This window comes from Jiella sonneratiae (genome assembly GCF_017353515.1).
GTDB lineage: Bacteria > Pseudomonadota > Alphaproteobacteria > Rhizobiales > Rhizobiaceae > Jiella > Jiella sonneratiae.
This window is the reverse complement of sequence record NZ_JAFMPY010000006.1, coordinates 217,007-242,397: the sequence shown is the minus strand read 5'-3', so window position 1 is coordinate 242,397 and position 25,391 is coordinate 217,007. Positions and strand designations below refer to the sequence as shown.

The window sequence follows — 25,391 nt, the reverse complement described above, 5'->3', positions numbered from 1 at the left end:
CCTTGCGCTTAGCGGAAGAGCGAGAGCAGCGACTGCGAGGAGGAGTTGGCGATCGACAGCGCCTGGACGCCGAGCTGCTGCTGGGTCTGGAGCGCCTTCAGCCGGGTGGACTCCTCGGTCATGTCGGCATCGACCAGCGTGCCGACGCCTTCCGAGACCGTGTCCATCAGCTTGCCGACGAAGTCCTGCTGCAGATCGATGCGGTTCTGGACGGCACCGAGGCTGGAAGCAGCCGTCGTCACCTGCGACAGCGCCTCGTCCACGACCTTGATATAGGCCTGGACCTGGGAGGAGGTCGCCGACGAGATGTCGATGTCCTCGACGCTGGTCGAGAAGGTGCCGGTCGCCGAGGCCGTCACGTCTGTGGTCTGCAGGCCGAGATCGGCGACACCGAAGCCGATGGACGCGCCGCTGGCGGCGGCGTTGGTGACGCTGAAGGCTTCCAGCGACTTGAAGGTGACCTCATGGGTCGACGTGTCGACCTCGACCGAGATGCCGTCGATGCCGGCGTCGGAGAAGGCCTGCTCGTAGACCGCCTTGAGGTCGGCGTCCGAACGGATCGTCGTGTCGCTGAGGCCGGCGTCGGTCAGGGTCTGGCTGGTGATCTCCACGGTGCGGGCGGCACCGCCGTTCTGCGAAACAGAGAAGGAGATCTTGTCGTCGGCGTTGGCGAAGTCGACGGTCGTCGACTGGACCGCGGCCGTGCCGACGGCGCCCTCGTACTGGTCGATGTCGATGGTCTTGTCGAGGATACCGGCATCCCCCGAATAGAGGCGGTAGCTGTCGATGTCGACGTCGATCGAACCGACGCTCAGCTGGCTGTTGGAGTCACGCGAGATCGAGGAGACGATCTGCTTGGTGGTGGTGCCGTCGGTGTTCGACAGCCAGTTCTGGCCGGAGAACGAGGCCGAGTCGGAGATCGTCTTCAGCTGCTCCTGCAGCGCGGAGATCTCTTCCTGAACCTTGGTCTTGTCGACGCCGTCGGACGTCGCGGTGGTCAGCTTCGCCTTGATTTCGGAAAGGACGTCCTTGGCGGAGTTGAGGCCGGTATAGGCCGCGTCGACCGTGGCGGCGCCGATGCCGAGCGAGTCGACGACGGCGGACATGGCCTGGTTGTCCGACCGCATGGTGGTGGCGATCGACCAGTAGGCGGCGTTATCCTGGGCGTCGGCGACGCGGTAGCCCGTCGAGATGCGGGCCTGGGTGTCCTCGAGCGAGTTGTTGATCGACTGGAGGCTCTGGAGGGCCGTCATTGCCGACGTGTTGGTGTTGATGCTGGTCATTGCAAGCGTTCCATACGCTGTAACAGATAGGAACAATCCGGATCAGCCGGGATAGCGAAACGGCATCATGCCTGTGGTCAAAAATTCCCGTCCGACCACTTCGCTATGACCACAACATGCAGGTCCGAATCCCTCCAATTCCTTAATCGCCAAGAAGGCCTCAAAGTTCAGCTGAGTCAGGCCTAATAGAAACCGAAACAGGATAGTTAAATTGCGAATCCGATTCATCATATCGATTCACCAGGTGCATTAACGCTGAATCGAAGGCCGCCGACTACTGATGCTGTTTTGTCGGATTCATGCTTAACGACGGCAGGCAGCGGTTGCGGGAAAACCTCCCGCAGAGGTCGCGGCGCCGCCCCGCCGCATCCGCCCGACATGACGCGCGGCCCGCGGCGATCCGGTCTCGATGCGGCATGGCCGATTCCGCCCGGATGCCCGGCGGCGCCCCACGTCCCTTTTCCCGCGCGTCGCAGCGGGAACCGCCCGGCAGGAGCGCCGGCTCGCCGCCGCGGCCGCGCCGCTTCGCGGCAGCCGCGACCGGGTGCAAAAACGACGAAGGGCCCGGCGCGAGGCCGGGCCCTTCGTGATCTCGAACGTCCCTCGATGAGGGAGGGGCTGCTTCCTTGCGCTTAGCGGAAGAGCGAGAGCAGCGACTGCGAGGAGGAGTTGGCGATCGACAGCGCCTGGACGCCGAGCTGCTGCTGGGTCTGGAGCGCCTTCAGCCGGGTGGACTCCTCGGTCATGTCGGCATCGACCAGCGTGCCGACGCCTTCCGAGACCGTGTCCATCAGCTTGCCGACGAAGTCCTGCTGCAGATCGATGCGGTTCTGGATCGCACCGATGCTCGACGCGGCGGTGGTGACCTGCGACAGCGCCTCGTCGACGACCTTGATGTAGGCCTGGACCTGGTCCGAGGTCGCCGAGGTGATGTCGATGTCCTCGACGCTGGTCGAGAAGGTGCCGGTCGCCGACGCCGTCACGTCGGTGCTCTGCAGGCCGAGATCGGCGACACCGAAGCCGATGGACGCACCGCTGGCGGCGGCATTGGTGACACTGAAGGCTTCCAGCGAGGTGAAGGTGACCTCGTGGGTCGTCGTGTCGACCTCGACCGAGATGCCGTCGATGCCGGCGTCGGAGAAGGCCTGCTCGTAGACCGCCTTGAGGTCGGCGTCCGAACGGATCGTCGTGTCACTGAGGCCGGCGTCGGTCAGGGTCTGGCTGGTGATCTCGACGGTGCGGGCGGCAGCGCCGTTCTGAGAGACCGAGAAGGAGATCTTGTCGTCGGCATTGGCGAAGTCGACCGTCGTCGACTGGACCGCGGCGGTGCCGACGGCGCCCTCGTACTGGTCGATGTCGATTGTCTTGTCGAGAATACCGGCATCGTTCGAATAGAGCCGGTAGCTGTCGATGTCGACGTCGATGGCACCGACGCTGAGCTGGTTGCTGGAGTCGCGCGAGATCGAGGAGACGATCTGCTTGCCCGTCGTGCCGTCGGTGTTCGACAGCCAGTTCTGGCCGGAGAACGAAGCCGAGTCGGAGATCGTCTTCAGCTGCTCCTGCAGCGCGGAGATCTCTTCCTGGACTTTCGACTTGTCGACGCCGTCGGAGGTCGCGGTGGTCAGCTTCGCCTTGATCTCGGACAGGACGTCCTTGGCGGAGTTGAGGCCGGTATAGGCCGCGTCGACCGTGGCGGCACCGATGCCGAGCGAGTCGACGACCGCCGAAAGGGCCTGGTTGTCCGACCGCATGGTGGTGGCGATCGACCAGTAGGCGGCGTTGTCCTGGGCTTCCGCGACACGATAGCCCGTGGAGATGCGGGCCTGCGTCTCGTCGAGCGAGTTGTTGATCGACTGGAGGCTCTGGAGAGCCGTCATCGCGGAGGCATTGGTCATAATGCTGGTCATAAGAAACGTCCCGTACGCAAGTACATCGAAGATCTGGGACAATCCGGATCGGCCGGAATAGCGAAACGGCATCATGCCCGTGGTCGTTTTGCTTTGTCGTGACCACCTCGCTATGGGGCTACCATGCGACCGGCATGCCTTCCGAGACCTTAATCGGAACCGCCGAAATGGCCTCGCGGCGTTAAGACTACTTTTTATGGTTAAGAATTCTCGAAGCTCGTTAGTTAATGATTTCAGAGGCTTATGATAGCGGATCGAACTGCCGCGCCGGCGCTTGCCGGCGCCCGGCCGAGCGGACGATGCGGATGTCCACCCCTGCGTCGCCGCCGCGGCCGGTCCCCTCCGGCGGCCGGGCGGGGAAACGACGAAAGGCCGCCCCGGGGGGCGGCCTTTGCCGGAAATGCGCGGTGAAGGGATGGCGGCTCTTAGTTCTGGAAGAGCTGCATGATCGCCTGCGAGGAGGAATTGGCGATCGACAGCGCCTGGACGCCGAGCTGCTGCTGGGTCTGGAGCGCCTTCAGCCGGGTGGACTCCTCGGTCATGTCGGCATCGACCAGCGTGCCGACGCCCTGATCCACCGTGTCCATCAGCTTGGAGACGAAGTCCTGCTGCATGTCGACGCGGTTCTGCACGGCGCCGAGGCTCGCGGCAGCCGAGGTGACCTGCGACAGCGCCTCGTCCACGACCTTGATGTAGGCCTGCACCTCGTCCGAGGTCGCCGAGGTGATGTCGAGGTTCTCCACGCTGACCGAATAGCTGCCGGTCGCGGAAGCCGTCATGTCGCTCGACGGAAGTCCCATGTCGGCGACGGCGATCGAGCTCGTGCCGGAGGTGGCACCGGCGCGGATGTTGAAGGTTTCGAGCGAGGTGAAGCTCAGATTGCCGGAGCCGTCGATGACGACGTCGACGCCGTCGATGCCGGCATCTGCAAGCGCCTGCTCGTAGACCGCCTTGAGGTCGTTGTTCGAGCGGATCACCGTGTCGCTGAGCCCGGCATCGGCGAGGGTCTGCTGGGTGATCTCGACGGTGCGGTAGGCCGTGTCGTTCTGGGAGACCGAGAAGGAGATCTTGTCGTCGGCGGCGGCGAAGTCGATGGCCGAGCTCTCGACGGTCGCGGTGCCTGCGGCGATCGCATATTTGTCGACGTCGATGTTCTTGTCCATCAGGCCCGAACCGGCCGAGTACATCCGGATGTCGGAGATGTCGATGGCGATCGAGCCGACCGACAGCGTGCCGTCCGAACCGCGCGACAGCGACGAGATGATCTGCTTGTTGGCCGATGCGTCGGTGTTCGACAGCCAGTTCTGGCCGGAGAACGAGGCCGAGTCGGAGATCGTCTGCAGCTGTTCCTTGAGCGCGTCGATCTCGCCCTGGATCTTGGTCCGGTCGACGCCGTCGGAGGTCGCGGTGGTCAGCTTCGCCTTGATCTCGGACAGAACGTCCTTGGCCGAAGAGAGGGCGGTGTAGCCGGTGTCGACGATCGCCGCGCCGATGCCGAGCGAGTCGATGATCGCGGACATTGCGCTGTTGTCGGAACGCATCGTCGTCGCGATCGACCAGTAGGCGGCGTTGTCCTTCGCTTCGGAAACCCGGTAGCCCGTCGAAATCTTGTTCTGCGTGTCTTCCAGCATCGAGTTCGTCTGCTGGAGGGTCTGCAGGGCCGTCATCGCGGCGACGTTGGTGATGATACTCGTCATACTAGTCAACCTTTACGGGCGGAACATCCTCTCATTGGATTCCACCACTTTTAAAGGCCCTCGCTTCATGCCGGCGCCGATGGTCTTAACCTAGTTTCTTAACGTTAAACCGCGGTTAAAGACGTCAGCCCCGGCAAAGCTTTGTCAGTAGAACGACCGCACGAGAGAACCGACCAGCATGTTCCAGCCGTCGATCAAGACGAAGAAGAGGATCTTGAAAGGCAGCGAGATGACCGTCGGCGGCAGCATCATCATGCCCATCGACATGGTCAGGGTCGCGACGATCATGTCGATGACGAGGAAGGGCAGGACGATCAGAAAGCCGATCTCGAAGCCGCGCCGCAGCTCGGAGATCATGAAGGCGGGGATCAGCACCCTCAAGTCGACGTCCCTTTCGTCGGCAGCGCCCTGCTCCGCCGGCTCGACCCGGTCGCGGCTGTTGTTCGCCGCCAGACTGTCGAACAGCGACAGGTCCGACCCGCGCACCTGCGTCAGCATGAAGTCCTTGAAGGGCTCGCTGATCCGGTAGAATGCCTCCTCCTCGGTGATCTGGTTCTCGAGCATCGGCTGCAGACCGTCGCGCCAGGCCTTGTCGAAGGTCGGCGCCATGACGAAGAAGGTCATGAACAGCGCCAGCGAAATGAGGATCAGGTTGGCCGGCGTCGTCTGCAGGCCGAGCCCGCTCCTGAGGATCGACAGGGCGATGACGATCCGGGTGAACGACGTCACCATGACGAGCAGGCCCGGCGCGATCGACAGCACCGTGACGATGCCGAACAGCTGGACGATCCGGCCCGAGACCGAGGCGTCGCCTTCCGGCAGGAGGTCGGACAGCGTCTGCGCGACGTTGTTCGAGGTCTGGGCGAGGCTGGGATGGGCGGCGAGGAGAAGAACGGCGCCGGCAAGCCCGAGCGCGACGAGGCCGCGTCTCATTCCGCCACCATCGTGCGGATCAGATAGTCGACGACGTTGGGCGAGCGCAGCTTGGCGCGCTCGCGAAGATCGTCGCGCAGGTGGAGCAGGCCGCGCGATCCCTCGACCTGGGCGAGCTGGACCGACCGCAGGAAGGCCAGCGTGTCGGCCTCGACCTCGGCGGCGAGGACCTCGCCCTTGACGCTCTCGTCCTGCTTGACGACCAGCGAGGCCTCGATCCGCAGCCAGGTGTTGTCGGGGGCGTAGATGTTGGTGAGGACCGGCTTCAGCTCGATCAGCGACAGCGGCGTCGGCTGCTCCTGCGCCGCGGCGATGTCGGACTTCGGCTCGCCGTGACCCTCGGCCGCCGCTTCCGGCTCGGCCGGCTTCGGCGCCTCGGGCGCCGGCGCGCCCGATCCGAGCATCGAGCCGAGCCCTGCCCCGGCTCCCGCTGCGACAAGCGTGACGACGGTGACGGCGACGATGGTCGACATCATGCCGCCCTTCTTCCTGCCGTCGCCCTCGAGTTCGGGAATGTCGATCTCGGCCATCGAGCAAAGCCTTCTCGTCTTCGCGGACCGTCCGGACGGGGCGTCATGCCCGCCGCTTCGGCCGCTCGACACCTGCGATAGACCGGCTTGCTAGCCCGGAACTTGCGTGCCGGCGGAGGGCCCGATCACGGACGCGAAACCGCCGGCGGAACCCTCGTCCCGCCGGCGGCCGATCGGATGAAAGATCGCGCGTCGCGCCTCAGTAGGGCGCGACGATGTCGTAGATCTGCTGGCCCCAGCCCGGCTGCTGCACTTCCGTCAGCCGTCCGCGGCCGCCATAGGAGATCCGCGCCTCGGCGATCTTGTCGTAGTCGATGGTGTTGTTCGGCAGGATGTCGCGCGGCCGGATGATACCGGCGATCGACAGGACGCGAACCTCGAAGTTCACCCGCACCTCCTGCTGGCCGGCGATGAACAGGTTGCCGTTCGGCAGCTTCTGGGTGACTACCGCGGCGACCGACAGGTTGATCTTCTCGGAACGGTCGACCTTGCCTTTGCCCTCGGCTTCCGAACTGCCGTCGGCCGAAAGCGTGGTGTCGACATCCGGCAGGACCCAGTTGCCGAGCGCGCCGGACAGGCCGAGCGAACTGCCGACGCCGGAGGTGCGCGAGCGCTGCGAATTGTTGTCGAGCTTGGCCTGGTCGCTGATCTCGATCTTCACCGTGACGATGTCGCCAACGTCGAGGGCGCGGGGATCCTGGTAGAAGTCGGCACGGTCGTCGCTCCACAGGGAATGCGGCGTGCGCGGACCGGCGGCCGGAAAGGCCGCCGGCTGAACCGTCACCGGCGGATACTGGTAGAGCCCGCTGCCCACCGGCGAGAGATGCGGCTCGCGCAGCGCATCCTCCTTGGTGGTGGAACAGCCGGCAAGCGCGGCAAGGGCGAGGACGGCGACAAGACTTCTCGTCACGAACGCTTCTCCGCCGCCGGCGGCGCGGCATTGGTGCCGGCGGCGGTCTTCTGGACGATACGACCGGCAATCTCGGCCGCGGTGCTGGCATCCATCTCGCTGAGGATCGAGCTCGCCTGGCGCGGCTTCAGCTTGACCAGGACCGAGGCGGCGGCGTCGCGGTCGAGCTTGGCGAGCTGGCCGGCGGCGGCGCTGGAATTCATCTTCGCATAGATGTCGACGACGATCACCGAGGCGCTGTCGAGGAACTTCTTGCGCTCGGCGAGCCAGATCTCGTAGTCGGCGCGGCGTTTCTCGAGTTCGTCGATCTGCGTGGTGACCTGCGTCTCGATCTCCTTCAGCTTGGCCTGCTGCAGGGCGTAGCGCTTCTCCTGGGCGCGGTCGGCGATGTTGAGGCAGTATTTCTCGACCTCGGTCGCAGGCTTCGGGCCTTCGACGGGATTGCCGTTCTCGTCGAGAACGCGCACCTCCTGCGGCGGGATCACCGGCTTTTCCTGCGGCTTCTTCTCGCCGCCGGCAGCGTTCGCCGCCGTCAGCGTCGCGAGCAGCGCCGCAGCCGCCACGAATGCCTGCAGCGCGCCCACCCCGAAAACCGTTCCCGTCACCTTGGTCATCTTCATCATCACTGCACCACGAGTTCCGCCTGGAGGGCACCGGCCGTCTTGATCGCCTGGAGGACCGCGATGATCCCCGTCGGCTTGAGACCGATGCGGTTGAGGCCGCGAACGACCGTTTCGAGATCGGCACCGCCGACATAGGCGAAGTTGCCGCCGTCCTGCTGCGCCTCGACGAGGGTTTCGGAAGTCACCACCGTCTGCCCGTCCGACAGCGGCGCGGGCTGCGACACCGAGGGCAGTTCGCTGACGCGGACGGTCAGGTTGCCGTGGGTCAAGGCGACGGTCGAGATCTGGACGTCCTTGCCGATCACCACCGTCCCCGTCCGCTCGTCGATGACGACGCGGGCCGGCTGGTCCGGCGCCACCCTCAGATCGCCGAGTTCGGCGAGAAATCTTGTGGGCGAGACCTTGGCTGGCCGGTGCAGATGCACGGTGCGCAGATCCTCCTCCTGGGCGACGGCGACGCCCCAGCGCTTCATCGCATAGTCGTTGATCACGTCGACGATGCGGATTGCGGTCTTGAAGTCCGGGTTGAACAGTTCGAAGGCGAGCTTGCCGTCGTCGTTGAACGAGCCCGGCACCTCGCGCTCGACCAGGGCGCCGTTGGCGACGCGGCCGGTCGTTGGCACGCCCTGGGTCAGCTTCTCGCTGTCGCCCTGGGTGGTGAAGCCGGTGACGGCGACCGAGCCCTGCGCCACGGCGTAGATCTCGCCGTCGGCGCCGTAGAGCGGCGTCATGACGAGCGTGCCGCCCATCAGCGACGAGGCATCGCCGAGCGAGGAGACGGTGACGTCGATGCGCTCGCCGGTGCCGATGAAGGGCGGCAGCTCCGCGGTCACCGTCACGGCCGCGACGTTCTTGCCGCGGGCGCTCTGGGAGCGGATGTTGACGCCCATGCGGTCGAGCATCGACTGCAGAGACTGTTCGGTGAATGGGGCATTGCGCATCGAATCGCCGCTGCCCTGCAGGCCGACGACGAGGCCGTAGCCGACGAGCTGGTTCGCCCGCACGCCATGCACCGAGGTGATGTCCTTGATGCGCACCGTTCCGACCGCGGAGCCGGGATCGCCGCGCACCGGACGGAACGGTTGGTCGAAGCCGGCACCCCCCGCCGAGCCGCGGCTCGCGATCATGTCGGCGGCCTCGGCCGTCGGCAGCATCGAGACGAGGGCGAGGACGACGCCGATGATGCGCGAGAGGTTCATTCCACGATCCTGATCGTTCCGTCGGGCTCGACGATGCCGGAGACGACGACGCCGCTGTCGACGTTGCGGGCGGTCACCTCGTCACCCTCGGCGCCCGAACGCAGCGCGGTGCCGAGGGCCGTGATGACGAGGCCCGAGCCGCGATAGACCATCGACACCTGCGCCCCGGCCTTGACGAGGTCGGGCAGCGCGATGTCGGTCACCCGGATGGCGTTGCCCGGCAGGAGCGTGCGCTTGGCGACCATGCCCTGGAGCATCTTCTGGTCGAGGACGAAGAGCTCGACCTTGTCGTCCTTGACGATGAAGTCGCCGGTGCCGAGGCCGCGCTCGACGATGCTCTGGCCGGGATAGACGATCGCCGTCGGCACCGGCATGGTGAGCTCGGCTGCCGCCGCCGCGCCCGAAACCGCGGCCGCGAGGCTGGCGCCGAGGAGAAGGCGGCCGCCCGGAGAACGTCCGGCGGAGCGGAGGCGCGCGAGGATCGGGCGAAAAGCGGCGGCCATGGCTCAGCGCAGCCCCTTGGAGATGGTGCTCGACATCTCGTCGGCGGCGGTGATCACCTTGGAGTTCATCTCGTAGGCGCGCTGCGCCGAGATCAGCTCGGAGATCTCCTTGACCGGATCGACGTTGGAATCTTCGAGATAGCCCTGCTCGATGGTGCCGTAGCCGTCCTCGCCGCCGACGCCCGCGACCGGGCTGCCTGAAGCCAGCGTCTCGCGGAACAGGTTGCCGCCCTGGGCGGCAAGGCCCGCGTCGTTGGGGAAGGTGGCAAGCGTCAGCTGGCCGAGCAGCTGCGGCGCGGTCTGGCCGGGGATGGTGGCGTAGACCTCGCCGCTGGAATTGACCGTCACCTCGGTGGTGTTGGTGGGCACCGTCAGGCCCGGATCGACGACGAAGCCGTCGAGGGTGACGAGCTGGCCGCTGGCATTGGTGTTGAAGGCGCCGTCGCGGGTGTAGAGCGTCTCGCCGCCCGGTCCCTGCACCTGGAACCAGCCGTTGCCGTTGATCGCCAGGTCGAACTTGTTGCCGGTCTGGTTGAGTGTGCCCTGCAGGTTGACGTTGCGGATCGCCGCGAGGCGGACGCCGAGGCCGAGCTGGGCGCCTTCCGGCACCACGCCCTCGCCGCCGCGGTTGGGCACGCCCTGCATGCGCTCGATCTGGTAGAGAAGGTCGGTGAACTCGGCGCGCGAGCGCTTGAAACCGGTCGTGTTGATGTTGGCGATGTTGTTGGCGATCACCTCGACATTGGTCTGCTGGGCGTTCATGCCGGTGGCAGCGATGGCTAGCGCGCGCATGGGATACTCCGTGGTCGTTGTCGCCCGCAACGGCCTTGCCGGTCGCGAGATCGGGATGATGGGCGCGGCGGATCGGCCGGCCGGCGCCGCCGGTCCGGGCGCGAACGCCAAATGTCACGAGACGTCGATCGGCGGTCGCCGCCGTCAGATCGCCATGCGCGAGAGTTCGAGATAGGCCGCCACCGCCTTGTCGCGGACGGCGATCGCGGTCTGCAGGGTGCGCTCGGCATCCATCACCGCCTCGACGACGGCCTGGGTCGAGGCCTCGCCGTTGACCCCCTTGATGGAGGTGGCTTCCGCGGACTTCACGGTCGAGACGGCATCGGAGGCAAGCTGGGTCAGGACGGCGCCGAAGCTCTGGCCGCCGTCGACGCTTGCCTGCTGCGCGACGCCGCCAGTGACCAGACCCGAGGTCGGCGCCAGTTCGACTTTGGGAAGGGTCGATCCGATCGCAGGTATCATGGTCAACTCCTCAGAAGATCGATGGTCATGTTGATGAGTTCGCGGGCCTGCTTCACCACCTGCAGATTGGCCTCGTAGGAGCGGTTGGCCTCGCGCATGTCGGCCATCTCGACCAACGTGTTGACGTTCGGCATCTTGACGTAGCCGTCGGCGTTGGCGGCCGGGTTGCCGGGATCGTGCTCGACGAGGAACGGGCTCTGGTCGCGGCCGACCCGCGCGACCTTGACGAGGTCGGCGCCGGTCAGGCGGTCGAGCTCGGCCGCAAAGCTCACGGTCTTGCGCTGGTAGGGATCGGCGCCGGCCGCGTCGCCGGTGGTGTTGGCATTGGCGATGTTTTCGGAAACGACGCGCAGCCGGGTCGACTGGGCGGCGAGGCCGCTCGCGGCGATCTTCAGCGAGGAAAGGATCGGGTCGTTCATCGGATCAGCCCTTCACCGTGCTCAGCACCATGCGGTTGAAGGCCTTCACGATCGAGGTGTTGAGCGAATAGGCGCGCGAGACCTCGCCGGCCTTCAGCATCTCCTGCTCCAGCGAGACGTCCTTGTCGGTGGTGTCGACCACCCAGTCCTGCTTGCCCGTATGCGCGACGCCTTCGGTGGCGCCGCTGCCCATGGAGATGTGGGCCTCGTTGTCGGCGACCATCCGCATGCCGATCTGGTTCAGCACGTCCTCGAATGGCGCGATGTCCTTGGCCTTGTAGTCCGGCGTGTCGGCATTCGCGACGTTTTCGGCGACCACCGACTGACGTGCCGTCAGCCAGGCGTTGCGCTGCGAAGCAATTCCGAAGAGGTATGCGCTGTCCATGGCGAAACTTCCTCTGTTTCGACTGACCCGGTTCTAGGCCGAACCACTTGTCCGAAACTTGTAGGGAAGTTGCCGCATGCATTCGCCGGAAATGCCGGAGCCTCGGCACAGTCACGATGGTGCCGGCGCGCAGATGCGCCGCTCCTGCGGGCAGCCCCGGGAAAGTCGCGAGAGGCGGCCGATTCGGCTGCGCGGAAAACGCGCGGCGTCAATCGCAGCCGGGCCGGCGGAATGCGCCGAACCGGGTGCGTTCGAGGAAGAAGGGGAAGATCAGAGAAACGGAAATGCGCCGGCTCTGCGGCCGGCGAAAGGCCCGGCACCGGCGCGCCCGGCACTCGGCCGGACCCTCGGTGCGCCGGCCGGAACCGCGTCGGGCCCCGGCGCTTTTGTTCGCCTCGGAAGGCTGGCGGCCGAAAAACTGGTGGTCCGATTTCGACATTCGGTGCCGTCTCGTGGAGACCGCCCAGCACATGCCGAAAGCGAAAGACCACTGGCCAGGCTTATGATCCCGGCGGATTTTTCGAATTTGACATTCGATTCGATGCCTCACTTGGTCGAGACTCAAATGTCAAAATTCAATCCACTAGTCGGCGACCTTCAGATGCGCGTCGGCGATGGCGTTCATCAAAAGGACGAGTTCCTCGTCCTGCGTCGCCGGCCGCTCGTCGAAACTGACATGGACGATGTCCACCGCGGCGGTCGTCGCGCCGAGTTCGAGGTGCAGATGGGCGGTCACACCCGCATGGCGGAATTCGAGGGCGAGGACGATGATCGGGATCTCGCCCCATTTCAGCCGCACGTCGCCGCCATCTGCGAAGCGCAGGACGCCCGGCTTGAGATAGAGTTCGGAAGACGAGGTGACGATATCGGCGAGGTTGCCGTAGCGTTCGAGCCTCAGAAAGGCGACGTAGTCGACGACGTCGACGAGCCGAAGCTCCGCCGCCACTTCCTTGATGCCGTCCGCGAGCGCCCGCTCACGCGACATGGTCGATCTTTTTCGAATGTCGAGCATGGCTAAGCTGTGGCAACTCCCATCTTGGTCCCCGACCGAGTGTACAGATAATAGATGATTTCGGCGACGGCCTTGAAGAACTGTGGCGGGATCATCTGGTCGATTTCGACATGGTCGTACATCGACCTTGCCAAGAGCTTGTCTTCGATAACGGGGACGTCATTCGCCTCGGCGATTTCGCGAATCTTGAGGGCCAGGAGGTCGGTTCCCTTGGCCAGCACGACGGGCGCGCCGCCTTCCTCGCGCACGTAGCGCAGGGCGATGGCGTAGTGGGTCGGGTTGGCGATCACCAGCGTCGCCTTCGGAACGTTCGACATCATCCGCCGCCTGACGCGCTCGCGGGCGATCTGGCGCTGGCGCGCCTTGACCATCGGATCGCCGTCCATCTGCTTGGCTTCGTCCTTGATCTCCTGCTTCGACATCATCAGGTCGCGCTTCCAGTGCAGGCGCGACAGGCCGATGTCGGCGGCGACGAGCAGGATGGTGGCGATCGAAACGCCCGACAGAAGCTTCATCGCCATCTGGAGGATGAGCTCCGGCATCAGCACCGGATCGGCGTACATGGTCTTCATCATCGTCGGAAAGCCCGACATCAGGATCGAGCCGACGACGACGCCGATGGCAATGAACTTGAACATGGCCTTGCCGAACTCCGTCAGGCCCTTGAGGCCGAAGATGCGGCGAAAGCCGGACGACGGGGAAACGTTCGAAGCCTTGGGAACGATCCGCTCGAAGTTGACCTGGGGCGGGTTCTGCAACACCGAGGCGACGACGCCGCCGCCGATGAACAGAAGCAGGGCGGGCATGACGAAGCGGCCGATCTCGACCGCAAACATTCCGAGCACATGGATCGCATCGGCCCCCGTCGCCAGCTCCCACTGGAGCGGATTTTCCATCGTCGACTTCAAGGCGAGGAGCAGATGCGCCGCTCCTTCCCTCACCTGGAAGGTGAAGAAGGCCATCGCTGCCAGAAGAGAGGCGAGGATCGGAGCTTCCCGCGAAACCGGAAGGTTGCCCTTCTCGACGGTGTCGCGGATCTTCTTTTCCGTCGGCTGCTCTGTCTTTGACGATCGGTCTTCGTCCGACAACGATCTACTCCCTCAAGTCGTTGACGTCGGATGAATTCGGGTTCGAGAGCCTGACATTACGGTTGCGCATCGGTTACGGCGGTTACGGCGTCGGGCCGCCGCAGCGGCAGATGACGGCGATGCCGGGCGATGCGCCGCCGCCGCTGGAACAGGGCGTGACGAGCGTCTCCCGTCATCCTGCCTGATCTTCTCGCGTGCGCATGATCCTTGCCGAAAACCGGTTCCCACTTTCCGGGATCATGCTCGGGAGCTGGCGGGACGGGCTTTGCCCCTCGTCCTGCCCCGTGTTCTCTTGACCGCATGATCTTTTCCGAAAACCGGTTCCCACTTTTCGGGATCATGCGCTATTCGTCGACCTGCTCGCGCAAGCTGAGCTTGCCCTCGCCGGCGAGGCGCAGCGCCTCCTTGGCGATCTGCCGGCGGGCACCCTCGATCTCGGCCTTCTGGATGCTGACCTCCTGCTTGAGCTCGGCCTCGGCCATGCGCCGGGCGCGCGCGCCGAGCGAGGAGAGGACGAGTTCGACGATGTCCGGATTGGCGCCGCGCAGCGCCTTGACGAGAAGATCCGCGGGGATGGCGTCGAACAGCGTGAGCCGCGATTTCAACGGCAGCGCCGGCAGGTCGTCGAAGGCGAACAGCAGCTTCTCCAGCGCCTCGGCATCCTTCGGCCGGGACGAACGCAGCGATTCGAGAATTTCCTCGGAGGATTCCTTGTCGAGACGGTTGACGATCTCGGCGAGGAAGGCGTGGCTTCCCCCCTCCTCGCTGTCGCCCGACGTCGTCACGTAGTTGCGGCGGATCTGGTTCTCGAGGATCGTCTGTACCGTATAGGGCAGCGGCTTCAGGGTCAGGATCCGGCGCATCACGTCGTTGCGCATGGCAGGCGCGAATTCGCGGATCATCGTCGAAGCCATCTCCGGCTGCAGCCGGGCGAGGATGATCGCGACCATCTGCGGATGCTCGGCGAGGAGCTTCTGGGCAAAACCGGCCGGCTCCAGCGCCGCCACCGCTTCCCAGACGTCGCCCTCGCGGTTCATCTCCACGAGATCGGCAAGCGCCGGATCGCGGCTGTCGGGATCGAAGATCGCGACGTATTCGTCGCGGGTGAGCGCGCTCTCGAGGAGTTCCACCATCTCCTTGCCGGGGCCGGTCAGCGCGGCGCCCTTCTTGAAATAGCTCTGGAACTCGTCGACCACCTCGTTGATGTGTTCGGGACCGACGGTCGGCAGCGTCGCGGCGCTCTGGCGCACGAGGCGGATCTCGTCGGGAGACAGATGCTTGAGGATCCGCGCCGCCCCCTGCGACCCGAGCGCCAGCAGCAGGATGGCCGCTCGCGCCCTGCCGTCGTCGGGCAGACCGGGTTCGTCGGAATAGGCGGCGATGATCGACATGACTGATCAGGCCGCGCGCGACTTGCGAGCCTGCAGCTTCGAGCCGGGCTTCGCGACGTCCGTCAGGGTGATGCCGAAGCGCTGCTCCTCCTTGTCAATCACCACGATCTCGCCGCGCGCGACGATGCGGCCGTTGACGACGACGTCGACGGGATCGCCGACCTTGGTGTCGAGCTTGACGACGGCGCCGCGCCCGAGCTTCAGGATGTTGGCGACGGTCATCGTCGCCTGGCCGAGCACGACCTGCATCGTCACCGGCACGTCCATGACGAGGTCGAGATCGACGTGGTCGGCCACCGGCTGATGCGGGGCTTCGTCCTCGTCCTCTTCGTCGTCGTGGCCGCCGAGGCCGCCCATCGCGGCCGACGGATCGAAGCCGGCGGGCATCTCGAATCCCCCGAGGCCGGACTCCTCGTCGTCGGCATCTTCGAGGTCGTTGTCGAGATCGGGATTGCTCATGCTGAAGGCCCTTCGGGTTCGGTCTTCGGGATGCGGCGAAACGCCTGGCGGTCCGTGCGTCTCAACGAACTAGCGGGCCAGACTGGCGCGAAGCCTGTCTTGCGCCGCCTGGAAGAAGTCGCGGTAGCCGTCGGCCTCGATGTCGCTCGCCGCGGCCGCGCCGCCGTCGGCCCTAAACCGCGCCCGGTCGACGAGGTCGCCGAGTTCGTCCGCGACCTGGCGGGCCTCGACGAGGCGGCGTTCCAGCGAACGCACCGTGTCGACGCCTTCGCAGCGCGCGGCGACGAGCGCCTCGGCCGCCCGGTTGAGCGAGCCTTCGGCGGCGACGAGCGCGCCGGCGAGGTCGGTCCCGCGCAACGCGCGCAGCTCCTTGTGCATGCGCCCGCAGCGCAGCGCCGTGACGACCAGCGCCACGACGAGCAGGAGGTCAATCAGATAGGATGTCATCGATGAACTCCTGTGCCGGATCGACGCGTTCCTCGACGCGCACCACGTAGGAATCGCGGGAGCGGCCGACCTTGGCCCTGAACATCGGCCGATCCTCGCATTCGAGCGGGATGAGGCTGGTGAGCCCGACGTCGAGCTCGACGGTCGCGCCGACGCGGAAGCGCGCGACCTCCGACAGCGGGATCTTCTTCTTGCAGAGCACCGCCTCGATGGTGAGGTCGCTCTGGGCGAAGCTCGCCTCGATGCCCTTCTTCCACGCCTCGTCGGCGTCCATCGGCGGCTTTTCCGGCATGTCGCTCAGGAAGCGGCGATGCGGCGACAGGAAGCTCTTCGGCAGAGCCAGCGCGAAGGGCGCTGTCAGGCTTCCGACCTGCATCTCGAAGCGGAAGACGAAATAGCGCTCCGGCTCCTCGCCGAGACTTTCGGCAAGGTCGGCCGCCGACATGAAGCTGCCGAGCGACAGGTCGAAGGCCGCCATCGGCTGGAACGTCTTCGTCGCGGTCTCCATCACCTTGGCGAAGAACAGCCGCACGAAATGCTGGTCGAGCGCCGTCGGCTGGCGCGATGCCGCGAGTTCCGCGGAAGGCTCGCAGCCGAGGAAGCTCGAGAGCACCGCCTCGACGATGCCGCGCTCGGCGAGAACGAAACCCGGCCGCTGGAAGCGGTTCGACAGGAGCGGCGCGATCAGCTGGGTGGCGAGCGCCTGGTCCTCGGGGTCGGGCGCGTTCTCGACCTCGCACTGCTGGTAGGCGATCTCGAGCGCACCGGTGGCGAGTTCGCGGATGCGGGCCTCGAGTTCCTCGGTCCAGGCCTCGCAGAGATGGGCGAGCCGCGGCAGGCGTGCCGGATCGAGCTCGTTGGCGCTTTTCAGGCGGGCGTGGATTTCCGCCGGGTCGGACGCGAATGCAACCTCGCTCATCGATCAGGCACCCGATCCGCCGCCGATGGTCTCGTTCTCGACCTGGTCGATGGTCGGCCGGTCGTGGGCGGAAATCACCTTGCGGCCGTATTCCAGCGCGACCTGCGGCATGGCGCCGTTCATGTAGGCGATCATCGTCGCCTTCACGATCACGAACATGCGCACCTTCTTCTCGCGGACGTATTTGATCTTGGCGGCGATCGGGCCGAACATGCCGTAGGAGAAGAAGATGCCGGCGAAGGTGCCGACGAGCGCGGCGCCGATCAGGTGGCCGAGCACTTCCGGCGACTGGTCCAGCGCGCCCATCGCCTTGATGACGCCGAGCACCGCGGCGACGATGCCGATGGCCGGCAGGCCGTCGGCGACGTCCTGCAGCGCGTGCTTGGCCTTCAGGAGATCGTGGTGGATGGTCTGGATCTCCTCCTCCATCAGCGCCTCGATCTCGTGCGGCCGCGCATTGCCGATGATGATCAGCCGGGCGTAGTCGCAGATGAAGTTCAGCATCGGCGTATCCTTGATGATGTTTGGATAGGCCTGGAAGATCGTCGATTCCTTGGGGTCGTCGATATGGGCCTCGACCTCCGAGCGCGACTTCGAGCGCATCTCGCGCATCAGGTTGTGCAGGAGGCCGAGGACCTCGAGATAGTCCTTCTGCTTCGGCACCTTGTTCTTGACGGCGTCGCCCATCGCCTTGCCGACGTCCTTGATCGTCTTCGCCGAGTTGGAGATGATGAAGGTGCCGAGCGAGGTGCCGAGGATGACCACGTATTCGAAGGGCTGCACGAGCACCTCGAGATGGCCGCCCATGGCGACGAAGCCGCCGAGCAGCGCGGCGAGCGCCACGACCAGACCGATCAGAATTCCCATGTGAGCCTCGAATACGCAGGTTGTCCCACCGGCAGGCCTAAGGCAGAAGCGCTTGTGCGAGCCTTGACCGTCCCCCTGCCCGGCCACCCGAGATCGCCGGAGCCCGTCCTTTCAGTCTGAGACAAGGCAGGTCCCGCATTGTCCGCCCGACATCGCTAGGCCCGGACCCTTACCCGCGCGCCGCTCCGCAACCGGACACAAGAATCGAGAAGGATGGTCATGGAGGCTTCGCTTCCGGTCGCGCTTTCGGCGCAGCTCGCCGTCGAGCGGCGGCTCGACACGCTCGCCCACAACCTCGCCAACCTCAGAACCGTCGGCTTCCGCTCCGAGGAGGTGAAGTTCGACGAGCTGATCAAGGCCGGCGACGGCTTCGGCGCCGACCCGGTCAGCCTGACCTCGAAGGGCGAGAGCTTCCTTTCGACCAAGAACGGCGAGCTGACCCAGACCGGCAACCCCCTCGACATGGCGGTGAGCGGCGATGCCTGGTTCGGCTTCCAGGGGCCGAACGGCACGGTCTACACCCGCGACGGGCGGATGCGCATCAACCAGGCCGGCACGATCGAGACGCTGACCGGCTATCCGCTGGTCGATGCCGGCGGCGCGCAGCTGCAGGTCGATCCGAGCGGCGGCGCGATCACCGTCGCCCGCGACGGCATGATCACCCAGAACGGCCGGCAGCTCGGCGCCGTCGGCCTGTTCACCATCCCGGCGAGCGCCAAGCTCACCCGCTTCGACACCTCCGGCGTCGTCCCGGACCAGGCCGCCCAGCCGGCGCTCGACTTCTCCCAGGCCGGCGTGATGCAGGGCTTCGTCGAAGGCTCCAACGTCAATCCGATCCTCGAGATGACGCGGCTCATCGAATTGCAGCGCGCCTTCGAAAGCGCCGCCAATCTCGTCCAGTCGAACGAGCGCAGCCTCGGCGACGCCATCCAGACCCTCGGGGGCGCCAAATGAGTCTCGTTCCGGAAAAATCCGCCGACTTCGCCGCCCTCGACATGCCGCGCGTGGCGATCTCCGGCCGCATCGTCGACGTCGGGCCGCAGGCGTTCCGCGTCGCCGGCCTGTCGCCCTTCGTCCGGCTCGGCGACTGCATCGCCTGCCCCGGCGCCGGCGGCGAGGAGATCGGCGAGGTGGTGCGGATCGAATCCGACAGCCTGACCGTCAAGCCCTTCGGCATTCGCTCGACCCTCGGCGTCAAGAGCCCGGCGCGGCGCATGGGCCCCTATACCGTCGCGCCGACCGCCGACTGGAAGGGCCGCGTCGTCAACGCCTTCGGCCAGCCGGTCGACGGCCTCGGACCGCTGGAGAAGGGCGAGGAGGAGCGGATTGCCGACGGCTCGCCGCCGCCGGCCCTGAAGCGCGGCCGCGTCGGCAGCCCGGTGCAGACGGGAATCCGCACGATCGACCTGTTCACGCCGCTGGTCAAAGGCCAGCGCATCGGCATCTTCGCCGGCTCCGGCGTCGGCAAGTCGACGCTGATGGGCATGCTGTCGCGGGCCAAGGGCTTCGACACGGCGGTGGTCGCCCTCGTCGGCGAGCGCGGCCGCGAGGTGCGCGAATTCCTCGAGGAGACCATGGCCGGCGGGCTGGACAAGCTGGTCACGGTGGTCGCCACCGGCGACGAGAGCCCGATGATGCGCCGGCTCGCCCCGAAGACGGCGACGGCGATCGCCGAATATTTCCGCGACCGGGGCGAGAACGTCCTGCTGATCATCGACAGCGTCACGCGCCTCGCCCACGCCGCCCGCGACGTGGCTCTGGCCGCCGGCGAGCCGCCGGTCGCCAGGGGCTATCCGCCGAGCGTCTTTTCCGAACTGCCGCAGCTTCTGGAACGGGCCGGGCCCGGCCTCGAAGGCTCCGGCACGATCACCGGCGTGTTTTCCGTGCTTGTCGACGGCGACGACCACAACGATCCGATCGCCGACGCGATCCGCGGAACCCTCGACGGCCACATCGTCCTCGACCGCAAGATCGCCGAACAGGGGCGGTTCCCGGCGGTCGACGTCCTGAAGTCGATCTCGCGCCTCGCCGACCGCGCCTGGAACCAGCAGGAGCGCGAACTCGTCACCCGGCTGCGGGCGATGATCGCCCGCTTCGAGGACACCCGCGACCTCAGGCTGCTCGGCGGCTACAGCCGCGGTTCCGATGCGACGCTCGACCAGGCCGTCGATCTGGTGCCGCACATCTACGACTATCTGGTCCAGAATCCCGGCGATCCGGTCACCGACAAGCCGTTCAAGGACCTGTCGAAGAAGCTGAAGGAAGCCTTCGCGCCGCCGCCGGGAAAATGATGGCGCAGCGCGCATAGCACCGCCACTTCTACGCTTCGACGGCGCGGCTCCCTCCGCTTCGTGAGCGATTTCCCCTGCAAGACACCCTTGAGGGGGAAATGCCCGGCGTCACGACGGGAGGTGCGGGCGTCGCCGGTCCCGCAGTTCGCCACTGCAGCGGCGACCGATTGCCACCCGGCGCCTTCGCCCTTCGCCCTTCGCCCTTCGCCCTTCGAATTTCCGGGTTTGGACCGAACAGCTACCGCGACGATGGCGCGCCGGGATGTCCGCCGGCAATGCCCGTCCCCTCCTTCCGCGCATAGCCGCGCGGGGTGTAGGCCCAGCGCCGGCCGTCGCCCGTCTCGACCACCCGCGAGTTCGACGAGCCGACGATCACCACCGTCAGCATGTCGACGTCGTCGACCGCGAGTTCGCCGAGCCCGACGATGCGCACGCACTCGCCGGGACGGCCGAGATTGGTGGCGAGAATCACCGGCGTCTCCGCGCCGCGGTGCTTCAAGAGTTCGTCGCGGGCGAAGGCGAGCTGGGTGCGGCGCTTCTTCGAGACAGGATTGTAGAAGGCGATCACGAAGTCGCCCGCCGCGGCCGCCCGCACCCGCCGCTTTATGTCCTCCCAGGGCGTCAGCAGGTCGGAGAGCGAGATGGTGCAGAAGTCGTGGCCGAGCGGCGCCCCGGCCCGCGCCGCGGCCGCCTGCAGCGCCGAGATGCCCGGCGCATTGACGATCTCGATGCGCCGGGCGGCGTCCGACAAATCCCCCTTGTCGAGAAGCTCGAAGACCAGCGTCGCCATCGCATAGATGCCGGCGTCGCCCGAGCAGACGAGCGCGACGCGCCGCCCCTCGCCGGCAAGCTCCATGGCGTGGCGGACCCGCGCCTCCTCCTTGCCGAGATCGAAGTCGTGGCGGGTCTTGCCGGCCGCGAGCGGCCCGAGGAGATCGAGATAGAGCGAATAGCCGACGAGATCGTCGGCGCCCGCAACCATGCGGCTCACCTCCGGCGAGCGCCAGGCCTGCTGCCCCGGCCCGATGCCGACCACGAAGAGCGTGCCCCGCGCCCGCCCGACAGCCTCCGGATCGAGCGGCCCGGCCGCGCCGGCAAGGGCGGCGGTGACGCGTCTCGCCTTGCGCTTGGCGACGAGGAGGCTGCCCGCCGCGCCGACGGCGGCGAGCGCCGCGCCCTCCGCGACCCCGTGGCAGCCGACCTCCGCGAAGACCACTTCGGACGGGTTTTCAAGCCGCGGCGCTTCCTCTTCCAGCCGCGCGGCGCCGAAGAACCGCGCCGTCACGCCGTAGCGGCCGGCAACCGCATGGACGGCCGCCTCGTCGGCCTTGACGTCGAGGCTCGCGACGGCGGCAAGCGACAGCGGGCTGACGCCGGCTTCAAAAAGCACAGCCGCGGCAAGCGCAATCGCCTCCTCGGGGGCTGCGCCGCGCTCGGCGCCGATGCCGAGGACGAGGCTCTTCGGCCGATAGAGGAGCTCGTCCGGCGCCGGGGGGCGGGCGCTCGTCGAAACCGTCAGCCGCACGGCCCCCGCGACCGAGCCGCCGCGGTCGACGAACGGAATCGCCGAGGCCTCGAGCCAGGGCGCCGGCCCTTCGAGAGACGCCGGCGCGCCGGCGACGAGCGCCGCCATGACGGCCTTTGCGTCCTCCGGATTCTCCAGCACGTAACCCGCCGGCGGCGCGTCGAGGGCGACGCCGAACCGCACGTCCCCTGCCGTGGTGACCGCCGCGAAGCCGCGCGTCGCCGCGGCGATCAGCCGGGCGAGATCGTTGGCGCCGCGATGGCCGCCGAGCAGCGGCACCACGGCCGAGCCGTCCTCGGCGACCGCGACGACGGGCGGCTCGCTGCGCTTGTCCGACAAAAGCGGCGCGAGGATGCGGATCAGCGCGCCGCTCGCCATCACGGCGACGATCGGCCGGCCCCCGGCGAAGAGTTGCCGCAGCCCCTCCGCGACGCCCGGTGCGGCGGTTGACGGAGCGCTGTCCTCCGCCGGGCGATCACCGGACGTCGCACCGGACGATCCGGCATCTCGGCTCCGGTCGCCGAGGCCGGTCACCTCGCCGGAGATCGCCTCTGCCACCCGTTCGGCGAGCGGCCGTGCGGCGGCGCTCAGATGAACGACGGCGGGCGTTCCTTCGGGCATGACGCTCACGACGGTGCGCCTCCGGCAGCCGGCGCGGCCGTCGCCCGGACGATCGACGTGCCGCCCGCCGCCGCTTCCCGGCCATAGCGCCGGGCGATCGCCGGCTCGTCGCCGCGATAGCCGAGGATCATCGAAAAATACGGTGCCTCTCCCGACACCGCGGCGAGCGGCAGGACGCGCTCCTCGGGAAGCGTCACCCGCTCGCAATAGACCGCGCGGTCGATGAGACCGAGGCGCTCGATCAGCGCCCGCACCCGGTCGAAATGCCGGCCGAGCTTCATGATCACGAAGGCCTCGGCGCCTTCGAGCCTTGCGGCAAGGGCCCCGTCGTCGAGCGGGCCGGGGATGACGGTGAGACGGTCGTTGCGGGCGGCGAGCGGGCGAAGCGCCCGCGCCGCGGCGGCCATGGGCGAGGCGACACCCGGCACGATCTCGCTCTCGTAGCGCTCCGCGAGCCGCTCGAAGAGATACATGAAGGACCCGTAGAAAAAGGGATCGCCCTCGCAGAGGACGGCGACGTCGGCGCCGGCGTCGAGCCGTTCGGCGATCCGCGCTGCCGCCGCGTCGTAGACCTCCGCCGCGGGATAGCGCTCGACCCGCATGGGCACGACGATCGCGATCTCCTCCTGTGTGCCGGTCAGGAAGCCGGCGACGATGGCGCGCGCGAAGCTCGCCCCGCGATCGGGCGCCGGATAGGCGACGACCGGGCAGGCCTTGAGGATCCGCAGCGCCTTCAGCGTCAGGAGTTCCGGGTCGCCCGGGCCGACGCCGAGGCCGTAGAGCCGGCCGGTCCTCGGCGCGGTCATCCGCCCTGCCCCGGCCGCGGATGCGGCTTCGTCACGTGGAAATGCACGACCGGCATCGCCGGCCGAAAGCCCCGGAACGGCCCCACCGCCTCGGCCCGGTCGATCGCGACCCGCAGCAACTCGCCGCCGAGCCTTCCGTGCAGATCGATGAGGATCGCCTCCGATTCGAGCGTCACCGCATGGGCGACCATCCGGCCGCCCGGCTTCAGCGCCTCCCAGGCGGCGGCAAAGACGCCTTCCGACAGGCCGCCGCCGATGAAGACCGCGTCCGGCTGGTCGAGCCCCGCATAGGCCGCGGGAGCCGACCCCTCGACGATCAGAAGCTCCGGAACGCCGAGCGTCGCGGCGTTTTCGGCGATCGCCTGGCAGCGCTCCGGCCGCGGTTCGATGGCGACCGCCCGCGTGCGCTGTGCCCCACGCAGCCACTCGACGGCGATCGAGCCCGCGCCCGCCCCGACGTCCCACAGGAGCGCGCCGGGCATCGGCTCCAGGGCGGCGATCGCCAATGCCCTGAGCGTGCGCTTGGTCATCTTGCCGTCGTGGACAAAGGCATCGTCCGGCAGGCCGGCGACCAGCGGGCGCGGGGTCGCCGCCCGCCCGGCGACGCATTCGACGGCGACGAGGTTCAGCGCCGCAGCGTCCTCCAGGTCGTAGCCGGCCGCCGGCGCCTGAAGGACCCGCTCGCGCTCGCCGCCGAGATGTTCGAGCACGGTCAGCCGGCTCTGGCCGAAGCCGCGGCTGGTGAGAAGCCGCGCGATCTCGCGCGGCGAGGCGCCGTCCTCGGAAAGGATCAGAAGCCGCTCGCCGGGAAAGAGATGGCGCGAGAGCTGGTCGACCGGGCGGCCGTGGACGGTCAGGCAGGCGGCGTTCTGCAGCGGCCAGCCGAGCCGCGCGGCGGCGAGCGCGAAGGCGGAAGGCTGGGTGACGACGCGCATATCCTTTGGACCGACGTGGCGGGCGAGCGTCGCGCCGACGCCGAACCACATGGGATCGCCGGTGGCGAGCACCACGGTTGGCGTTCCGGCGCGCGCGAGCAGCCTGCCGAGCGCTTCGGAAAAGGGCTTATCCCAGACGATCGTCTCGGCCCGCGTCTCGCCCAGCAGGGCGAGGTGCCGCTCGCCGCCGAAGATCGTCGTCGCGCCGTCGATCGCGTCGAGCGCTTCGCCAGTCAGCGACGCGAGGCCGGCATCGCCGATGCCGACGACGGTCAGCCAGGGCCGGGCGGCGCCGCCCTCGGGCCGCTCGCCCTCCTCCGTCTCGGCGCGGCCCGAAAGCCAGGGGCGGACCGGGTCGCTCATGGCGCCTCCGCGCCGACGGCAAGGGCATTGACCGCGGCGGCGGCGAGCGCCGAGCCGCCGCGCCGGCCGGCCAGCGTCACGAAGGGCACGCCGCGGGAATCGGCGGCGAGCGCCGCCTTCGATTCGGCCGCCCCGACGAAACCGACCGGCAGCCCGATGATCAGCGCCGGGCGCGGCGCGCCCTCGTCGAGCCGTTCGAGCAGGCGGAAGAGCGCCGTCGGCGCGTTGCCGATCGCAACGATTGCGCCTTCGAGGAGATCGTCGCTCCACAAATCGACCTGCGCCGCCGAGCGCGTCGTCCCCTCGCGCTCGGCGATGCGTCGGGTGCGCGGGTCGGTCAGCCGGCAGACGATCTTGTTCTGCTGCTTCAGATTGGCGCCGATGATGCCGTGGGCGACCATCTCGCTGTCGCAGAGGATCGGCGCCCCGGCGTCCAGCGCCGCCCTGCCGGCCGCGACGGCGCCCTCCGAGATCGCGAGGTCGGCGAGGATGTCGGTCATGCCGCAGGCATGGATCATCCGGACCGCCAGCGGTTCGGCCTCCGCCGGCAGGGCGGAAAGGTCCGCCTCCTCGCGGATGATGCGGAAGCTCTCGGCGTAGATCGACGCCGGGTCCTTCAGATAGGCGTCGCCGGAGACGCTGCCGGCGAAGGAATCGAACCCGCCGCCCTTGTCGGCGACGAGATTTGCCTCCTTGAGCTGGTCGAGGCCGACGATCCAGCCTTCCTCGGCAAGCACCGCCGCGATCTCCTCGTCGGAGAGGCCGGACGGGACGTCGAGCAGCGGGCCGAAGCGCTCGGCGGCGTCGAGGCGGGCGAAGAGTTCGGCGAGCGTGTCGACCTGCGCCTCGTCGAGGCAGCTCTTCTCGCCCCTCTCGATGTCGACGAGGCCGGGATAGATCTCGGCGAGCACGACCGGCGCCGAGATCGCCTCGGCAAAGCGGGTCTCGAAGGGCCAGACGGCGATCTTGCCGGCGAATTCCGGATCCCTGCGCAGATGGTCGAGCCGCGCCATGCCGGTGATCG

27 protein-coding genes are annotated in these 25,391 nt (G+C 67.5%); 3 read left to right on the top strand and 24 right to left on the bottom strand.

What is annotated here, in order from left to right; genetic code table 11:
• Positions 1-8: 8 nt before the first annotated feature.
• The 15 genes from J1C47_RS08285 to flhB all read right to left on the bottom strand — a co-directional run bounded on the left by J1C47_RS08285 (position 9) and on the right by flhB (position 13,743).
• A complete protein-coding gene (locus J1C47_RS08285) occupies positions 9-1,283 on the bottom strand; it encodes a flagellin N-terminal helical domain-containing protein (RefSeq protein WP_207350265.1) in 1,275 nt (424 codons plus the stop codon).
• Between the two features lie 632 nt (positions 1,284-1,915).
• Positions 1,916-3,190: a flagellin N-terminal helical domain-containing protein gene (locus tag J1C47_RS23980; protein WP_207350264.1), complete on the bottom strand. Its 1,275-nt coding sequence runs from the start codon at positions 3,188-3,190 to the stop codon at positions 1,916-1,918.
• 425 nt (positions 3,191-3,615) lie between these two features.
• Positions 3,616-4,887 (bottom strand): flagellin N-terminal helical domain-containing protein, encoded by a 1,272-nt coding sequence (locus J1C47_RS08275; protein ID WP_207350263.1) that lies wholly within the window; start codon positions 4,885-4,887, stop codon positions 3,616-3,618.
• A 144-nt stretch (positions 4,888-5,031) separates the two neighbouring features.
• Positions 5,032-5,820 carry a flagellar type III secretion system pore protein FliP gene (gene fliP / locus J1C47_RS08270; protein ID WP_207350262.1) on the bottom strand — a complete coding sequence of 263 codons (789 nt, stop codon included), beginning with the start codon at positions 5,818-5,820 and terminating at the stop codon, positions 5,032-5,034.
• Positions 5,817-6,350 carry a flagellar basal body-associated FliL family protein gene (locus tag J1C47_RS08265; protein ID WP_207350261.1) on the bottom strand — a complete coding sequence of 178 codons (534 nt, stop codon included), beginning with the start codon at positions 6,348-6,350 and terminating at the stop codon, positions 5,817-5,819. Before J1C47_RS08265 ends, fliP begins: the two co-directional genes overlap by 4 nt.
• Before the next feature lie 199 nt (positions 6,351-6,549).
• Positions 6,550-7,260 carry a flagellar basal body L-ring protein FlgH gene (gene flgH, locus J1C47_RS08260; protein ID WP_207350260.1) on the bottom strand — a complete coding sequence of 237 codons (711 nt, stop codon included), beginning with the start codon at positions 7,258-7,260 and terminating at the stop codon, positions 6,550-6,552.
• Complete coding sequence (locus J1C47_RS23675; RefSeq protein ID WP_207350259.1) at positions 7,257-7,883, bottom strand: MotE family protein; 627 nt, start codon at positions 7,881-7,883, stop codon at positions 7,257-7,259. The genes flgH and J1C47_RS23675 overlap by 4 nt, the downstream gene beginning before the upstream one ends.
• Entirely contained in the window at positions 7,883-9,082 is a 1,200-nt protein-coding gene (gene flgI, locus J1C47_RS08250; RefSeq protein WP_245396429.1) for a flagellar basal body P-ring protein FlgI, read from the bottom strand. Before flgI ends, J1C47_RS23675 begins: the two co-directional genes overlap by 1 nt.
• Positions 9,079-9,585, bottom strand: a complete 507-nt coding sequence (flgA, locus tag J1C47_RS08245; protein WP_207350258.1) for a flagellar basal body P-ring formation chaperone FlgA — start codon at positions 9,583-9,585, stop codon at positions 9,079-9,081. Before flgA ends, flgI begins: the two co-directional genes overlap by 4 nt.
• A 3-nt stretch (positions 9,586-9,588) precedes the next feature.
• The gene (gene flgG / locus J1C47_RS08240) at positions 9,589-10,377 is read right to left on the bottom strand and encodes a flagellar basal-body rod protein FlgG (RefSeq protein ID WP_207350257.1); all 789 of its coding nucleotides are present in this window, start codon (positions 10,375-10,377) and stop codon (positions 9,589-9,591) included.
• A gap of 144 nt (positions 10,378-10,521) precedes the next feature.
• The gene (fliE, locus tag J1C47_RS08235; RefSeq protein WP_207350256.1) at positions 10,522-10,839 is read right to left on the bottom strand and encodes a flagellar hook-basal body complex protein FliE; all 318 of its coding nucleotides are present in this window, start codon (positions 10,837-10,839) and stop codon (positions 10,522-10,524) included.
• A gap of 2 nt (positions 10,840-10,841) precedes the next feature.
• Complete coding sequence (gene flgC, locus J1C47_RS08230) at positions 10,842-11,258, bottom strand: flagellar basal body rod protein FlgC (protein WP_207350255.1); 417 nt, start codon at positions 11,256-11,258, stop codon at positions 10,842-10,844.
• A 4-nt stretch (positions 11,259-11,262) separates the two neighbouring features.
• Positions 11,263-11,643 carry a flagellar basal body rod protein FlgB gene (gene flgB / locus J1C47_RS08225; RefSeq protein WP_207350254.1) on the bottom strand — a complete coding sequence of 127 codons (381 nt, stop codon included), beginning with the start codon at positions 11,641-11,643 and terminating at the stop codon, positions 11,263-11,265.
• 583 nt (positions 11,644-12,226) lie between these two features.
• Positions 12,227-12,628 carry a hypothetical protein gene (locus J1C47_RS08220; protein ID WP_207350253.1) on the bottom strand — a complete coding sequence of 134 codons (402 nt, stop codon included), beginning with the start codon at positions 12,626-12,628 and terminating at the stop codon, positions 12,227-12,229.
• A gap of 29 nt (positions 12,629-12,657) precedes the next feature.
• Complete coding sequence (gene flhB, locus J1C47_RS08215; RefSeq protein ID WP_207350252.1) at positions 12,658-13,743, bottom strand: flagellar biosynthesis protein FlhB; 1,086 nt, start codon at positions 13,741-13,743, stop codon at positions 12,658-12,660.
• On the opposite strand from flhB, the gene J1C47_RS08210 reads away from it, so the two are divergent.
• On the top strand, positions 13,719-13,928 hold the full coding sequence (locus J1C47_RS08210; RefSeq protein ID WP_207350251.1) for a hypothetical protein: 210 nt from the start codon (positions 13,719-13,721) through the stop codon (positions 13,926-13,928). The two genes, flhB and J1C47_RS08210, sit on opposite strands and share 25 nt — an antisense overlap.
• Before the next feature lie 159 nt (positions 13,929-14,087).
• Here J1C47_RS08210 and J1C47_RS08205 read toward each other — a convergent pair whose 3' ends face one another.
• The 5 genes from J1C47_RS08205 to motA all read right to left on the bottom strand — a co-directional run bounded on the left by J1C47_RS08205 (position 14,088) and on the right by motA (position 17,826).
• On the bottom strand, positions 14,088-15,134 hold the full coding sequence (locus J1C47_RS08205) for a FliG C-terminal domain-containing protein (RefSeq protein ID WP_207350250.1): 1,047 nt from the start codon (positions 15,132-15,134) through the stop codon (positions 14,088-14,090).
• 6 nt (positions 15,135-15,140) lie between these two features.
• Positions 15,141-15,593: a flagellar motor switch protein FliN gene (fliN, locus tag J1C47_RS08200; RefSeq protein ID WP_425354548.1), complete on the bottom strand. Its 453-nt coding sequence runs from the start codon at positions 15,591-15,593 to the stop codon at positions 15,141-15,143.
• A gap of 69 nt (positions 15,594-15,662) precedes the next feature.
• Positions 15,663-16,040, bottom strand: a complete 378-nt coding sequence (locus J1C47_RS08195; RefSeq protein WP_207350249.1) for a hypothetical protein — start codon at positions 16,038-16,040, stop codon at positions 15,663-15,665.
• Entirely contained in the window at positions 16,021-16,959 is a 939-nt protein-coding gene (locus tag J1C47_RS08190) for a FliM/FliN family flagellar motor switch protein (protein ID WP_207350248.1), read from the bottom strand. The genes J1C47_RS08195 and J1C47_RS08190 overlap by 20 nt, the downstream gene beginning before the upstream one ends.
• A gap of 3 nt (positions 16,960-16,962) precedes the next feature.
• Positions 16,963-17,826 (bottom strand): flagellar motor stator protein MotA, encoded by an 864-nt coding sequence (gene motA / locus J1C47_RS08185; RefSeq protein WP_207350247.1) that lies wholly within the window; start codon positions 17,824-17,826, stop codon positions 16,963-16,965.
• A 219-nt stretch (positions 17,827-18,045) separates the two neighbouring features.
• Here motA and flgF point away from each other — a divergent pair, with 219 nt between their 5' ends.
• On the top strand, positions 18,046-18,780 hold the full coding sequence (flgF, locus tag J1C47_RS08180; RefSeq protein WP_207350246.1) for a flagellar basal-body rod protein FlgF: 735 nt from the start codon (positions 18,046-18,048) through the stop codon (positions 18,778-18,780).
• Positions 18,777-20,117, top strand: a complete 1,341-nt coding sequence (gene fliI / locus J1C47_RS08175; RefSeq protein ID WP_207350245.1) for a flagellar protein export ATPase FliI — start codon at positions 18,777-18,779, stop codon at positions 20,115-20,117. Before flgF ends, fliI begins: the two co-directional genes overlap by 4 nt.
• 238 nt (positions 20,118-20,355) lie before the next feature.
• Here the strand turns inward: fliI and cobJ are convergent, their stop codons facing one another.
• The 4 genes from cobJ to J1C47_RS23670 are packed head-to-tail and all read right to left on the bottom strand — an operon-like array spanning position 20,356 to position 24,987.
• Positions 20,356-22,263, bottom strand: a complete 1,908-nt coding sequence (gene cobJ, locus J1C47_RS08170) for a precorrin-3B C(17)-methyltransferase (RefSeq protein ID WP_207350288.1) — start codon at positions 22,261-22,263, stop codon at positions 20,356-20,358.
• A 5-nt stretch (positions 22,264-22,268) separates the two neighbouring features.
• Positions 22,269-23,069, bottom strand: coding sequence for a precorrin-2 C(20)-methyltransferase (cobI, locus tag J1C47_RS08165; RefSeq protein ID WP_207350244.1), 801 nt, complete (start codon positions 23,067-23,069; stop codon positions 22,269-22,271).
• Positions 23,066-24,367, bottom strand: a complete 1,302-nt coding sequence (cbiE, locus tag J1C47_RS08160) for a precorrin-6y C5,15-methyltransferase (decarboxylating) subunit CbiE (protein ID WP_207350243.1) — start codon at positions 24,365-24,367, stop codon at positions 23,066-23,068. The genes cobI and cbiE overlap by 4 nt, the downstream gene beginning before the upstream one ends.
• Positions 24,364-24,987, bottom strand: a complete 624-nt coding sequence (locus tag J1C47_RS23670; protein ID WP_245396439.1) for a precorrin-8X methylmutase — start codon at positions 24,985-24,987, stop codon at positions 24,364-24,366. Before J1C47_RS23670 ends, cbiE begins: the two co-directional genes overlap by 4 nt.
• Positions 24,988-25,391 lie beyond the last annotated feature (404 nt).

Bases quoted from the DNA above. Each gene is read 5' to 3' on its own strand.
- flgB (WP_207350254.1), bottom strand. From the start codon at position 11,643: ATGGACAGCGCATACCTCTTCGGAATTGCTTCGCAGCGCAACGCCTGG.
- flgF (WP_207350246.1), top strand. From the start codon at position 18,046: ATGGAGGCTTCGCTTCCGGTCGCGCTTTCGGCGCAGCTCGCCGTCGAG.
- fliN (WP_425354548.1), bottom strand. From the start codon at position 15,593: ATGAGCAATCCCGATCTCGACAACGACCTCGAAGATGCCGACGACGAG.
- motA (WP_207350247.1), bottom strand. From the start codon at position 17,826: ATGGGAATTCTGATCGGTCTGGTCGTGGCGCTCGCCGCGCTGCTCGGC.
- J1C47_RS08275 (WP_207350263.1), bottom strand. From the start codon at position 4,887: ATGACGAGTATCATCACCAACGTCGCCGCGATGACGGCCCTGCAGACC.
- J1C47_RS08220 (WP_207350253.1), bottom strand. From the start codon at position 12,628: ATGTCGCGTGAGCGGGCGCTCGCGGACGGCATCAAGGAAGTGGCGGCG.
- fliI (WP_207350245.1), top strand. From the start codon at position 18,777: ATGAGTCTCGTTCCGGAAAAATCCGCCGACTTCGCCGCCCTCGACATG.
- fliP (WP_207350262.1), bottom strand. From the start codon at position 5,820: ATGAGACGCGGCCTCGTCGCGCTCGGGCTTGCCGGCGCCGTTCTTCTC.
- J1C47_RS08265 (WP_207350261.1), bottom strand. From the start codon at position 6,350: ATGGCCGAGATCGACATTCCCGAACTCGAGGGCGACGGCAGGAAGAAG.
- flgI (WP_245396429.1), bottom strand. From the start codon at position 9,082: ATGAACCTCTCGCGCATCATCGGCGTCGTCCTCGCCCTCGTCTCGATG.
- flgG (WP_207350257.1), bottom strand. From the start codon at position 10,377: ATGCGCGCGCTAGCCATCGCTGCCACCGGCATGAACGCCCAGCAGACC.
- J1C47_RS08205 (WP_207350250.1), bottom strand. From the start codon at position 15,134: ATGTCGATCATCGCCGCCTATTCCGACGAACCCGGTCTGCCCGACGAC.
- J1C47_RS23980 (WP_207350264.1), bottom strand. From the start codon at position 3,190: ATGACCAGCATTATGACCAATGCCTCCGCGATGACGGCTCTCCAGAGC.
- J1C47_RS08190 (WP_207350248.1), bottom strand. From the start codon at position 16,959: ATGAGCGAGGTTGCATTCGCGTCCGACCCGGCGGAAATCCACGCCCGC.
- cobJ (WP_207350288.1), bottom strand. From the start codon at position 22,263: ATGCCCGAAGGAACGCCCGCCGTCGTTCATCTGAGCGCCGCCGCACGG.
- fliE (WP_207350256.1), bottom strand. From the start codon at position 10,839: ATGATACCTGCGATCGGATCGACCCTTCCCAAAGTCGAACTGGCGCCG.
- cbiE (WP_207350243.1), bottom strand. From the start codon at position 24,367: ATGAGCGACCCGGTCCGCCCCTGGCTTTCGGGCCGCGCCGAGACGGAG.
- J1C47_RS08195 (WP_207350249.1), bottom strand. From the start codon at position 16,040: ATGACATCCTATCTGATTGACCTCCTGCTCGTCGTGGCGCTGGTCGTC.
- J1C47_RS23675 (WP_207350259.1), bottom strand. From the start codon at position 7,883: ATGATGAAGATGACCAAGGTGACGGGAACGGTTTTCGGGGTGGGCGCG.
- flgA (WP_207350258.1), bottom strand. From the start codon at position 9,585: ATGGCCGCCGCTTTTCGCCCGATCCTCGCGCGCCTCCGCTCCGCCGGA.
- J1C47_RS08285 (WP_207350265.1), bottom strand. From the start codon at position 1,283: ATGACCAGCATCAACACCAACACGTCGGCAATGACGGCCCTCCAGAGC.
- cobI (WP_207350244.1), bottom strand. From the start codon at position 23,069: ATGACCGCGCCGAGGACCGGCCGGCTCTACGGCCTCGGCGTCGGCCCG.
- flgC (WP_207350255.1), bottom strand. From the start codon at position 11,258: ATGAACGACCCGATCCTTTCCTCGCTGAAGATCGCCGCGAGCGGCCTC.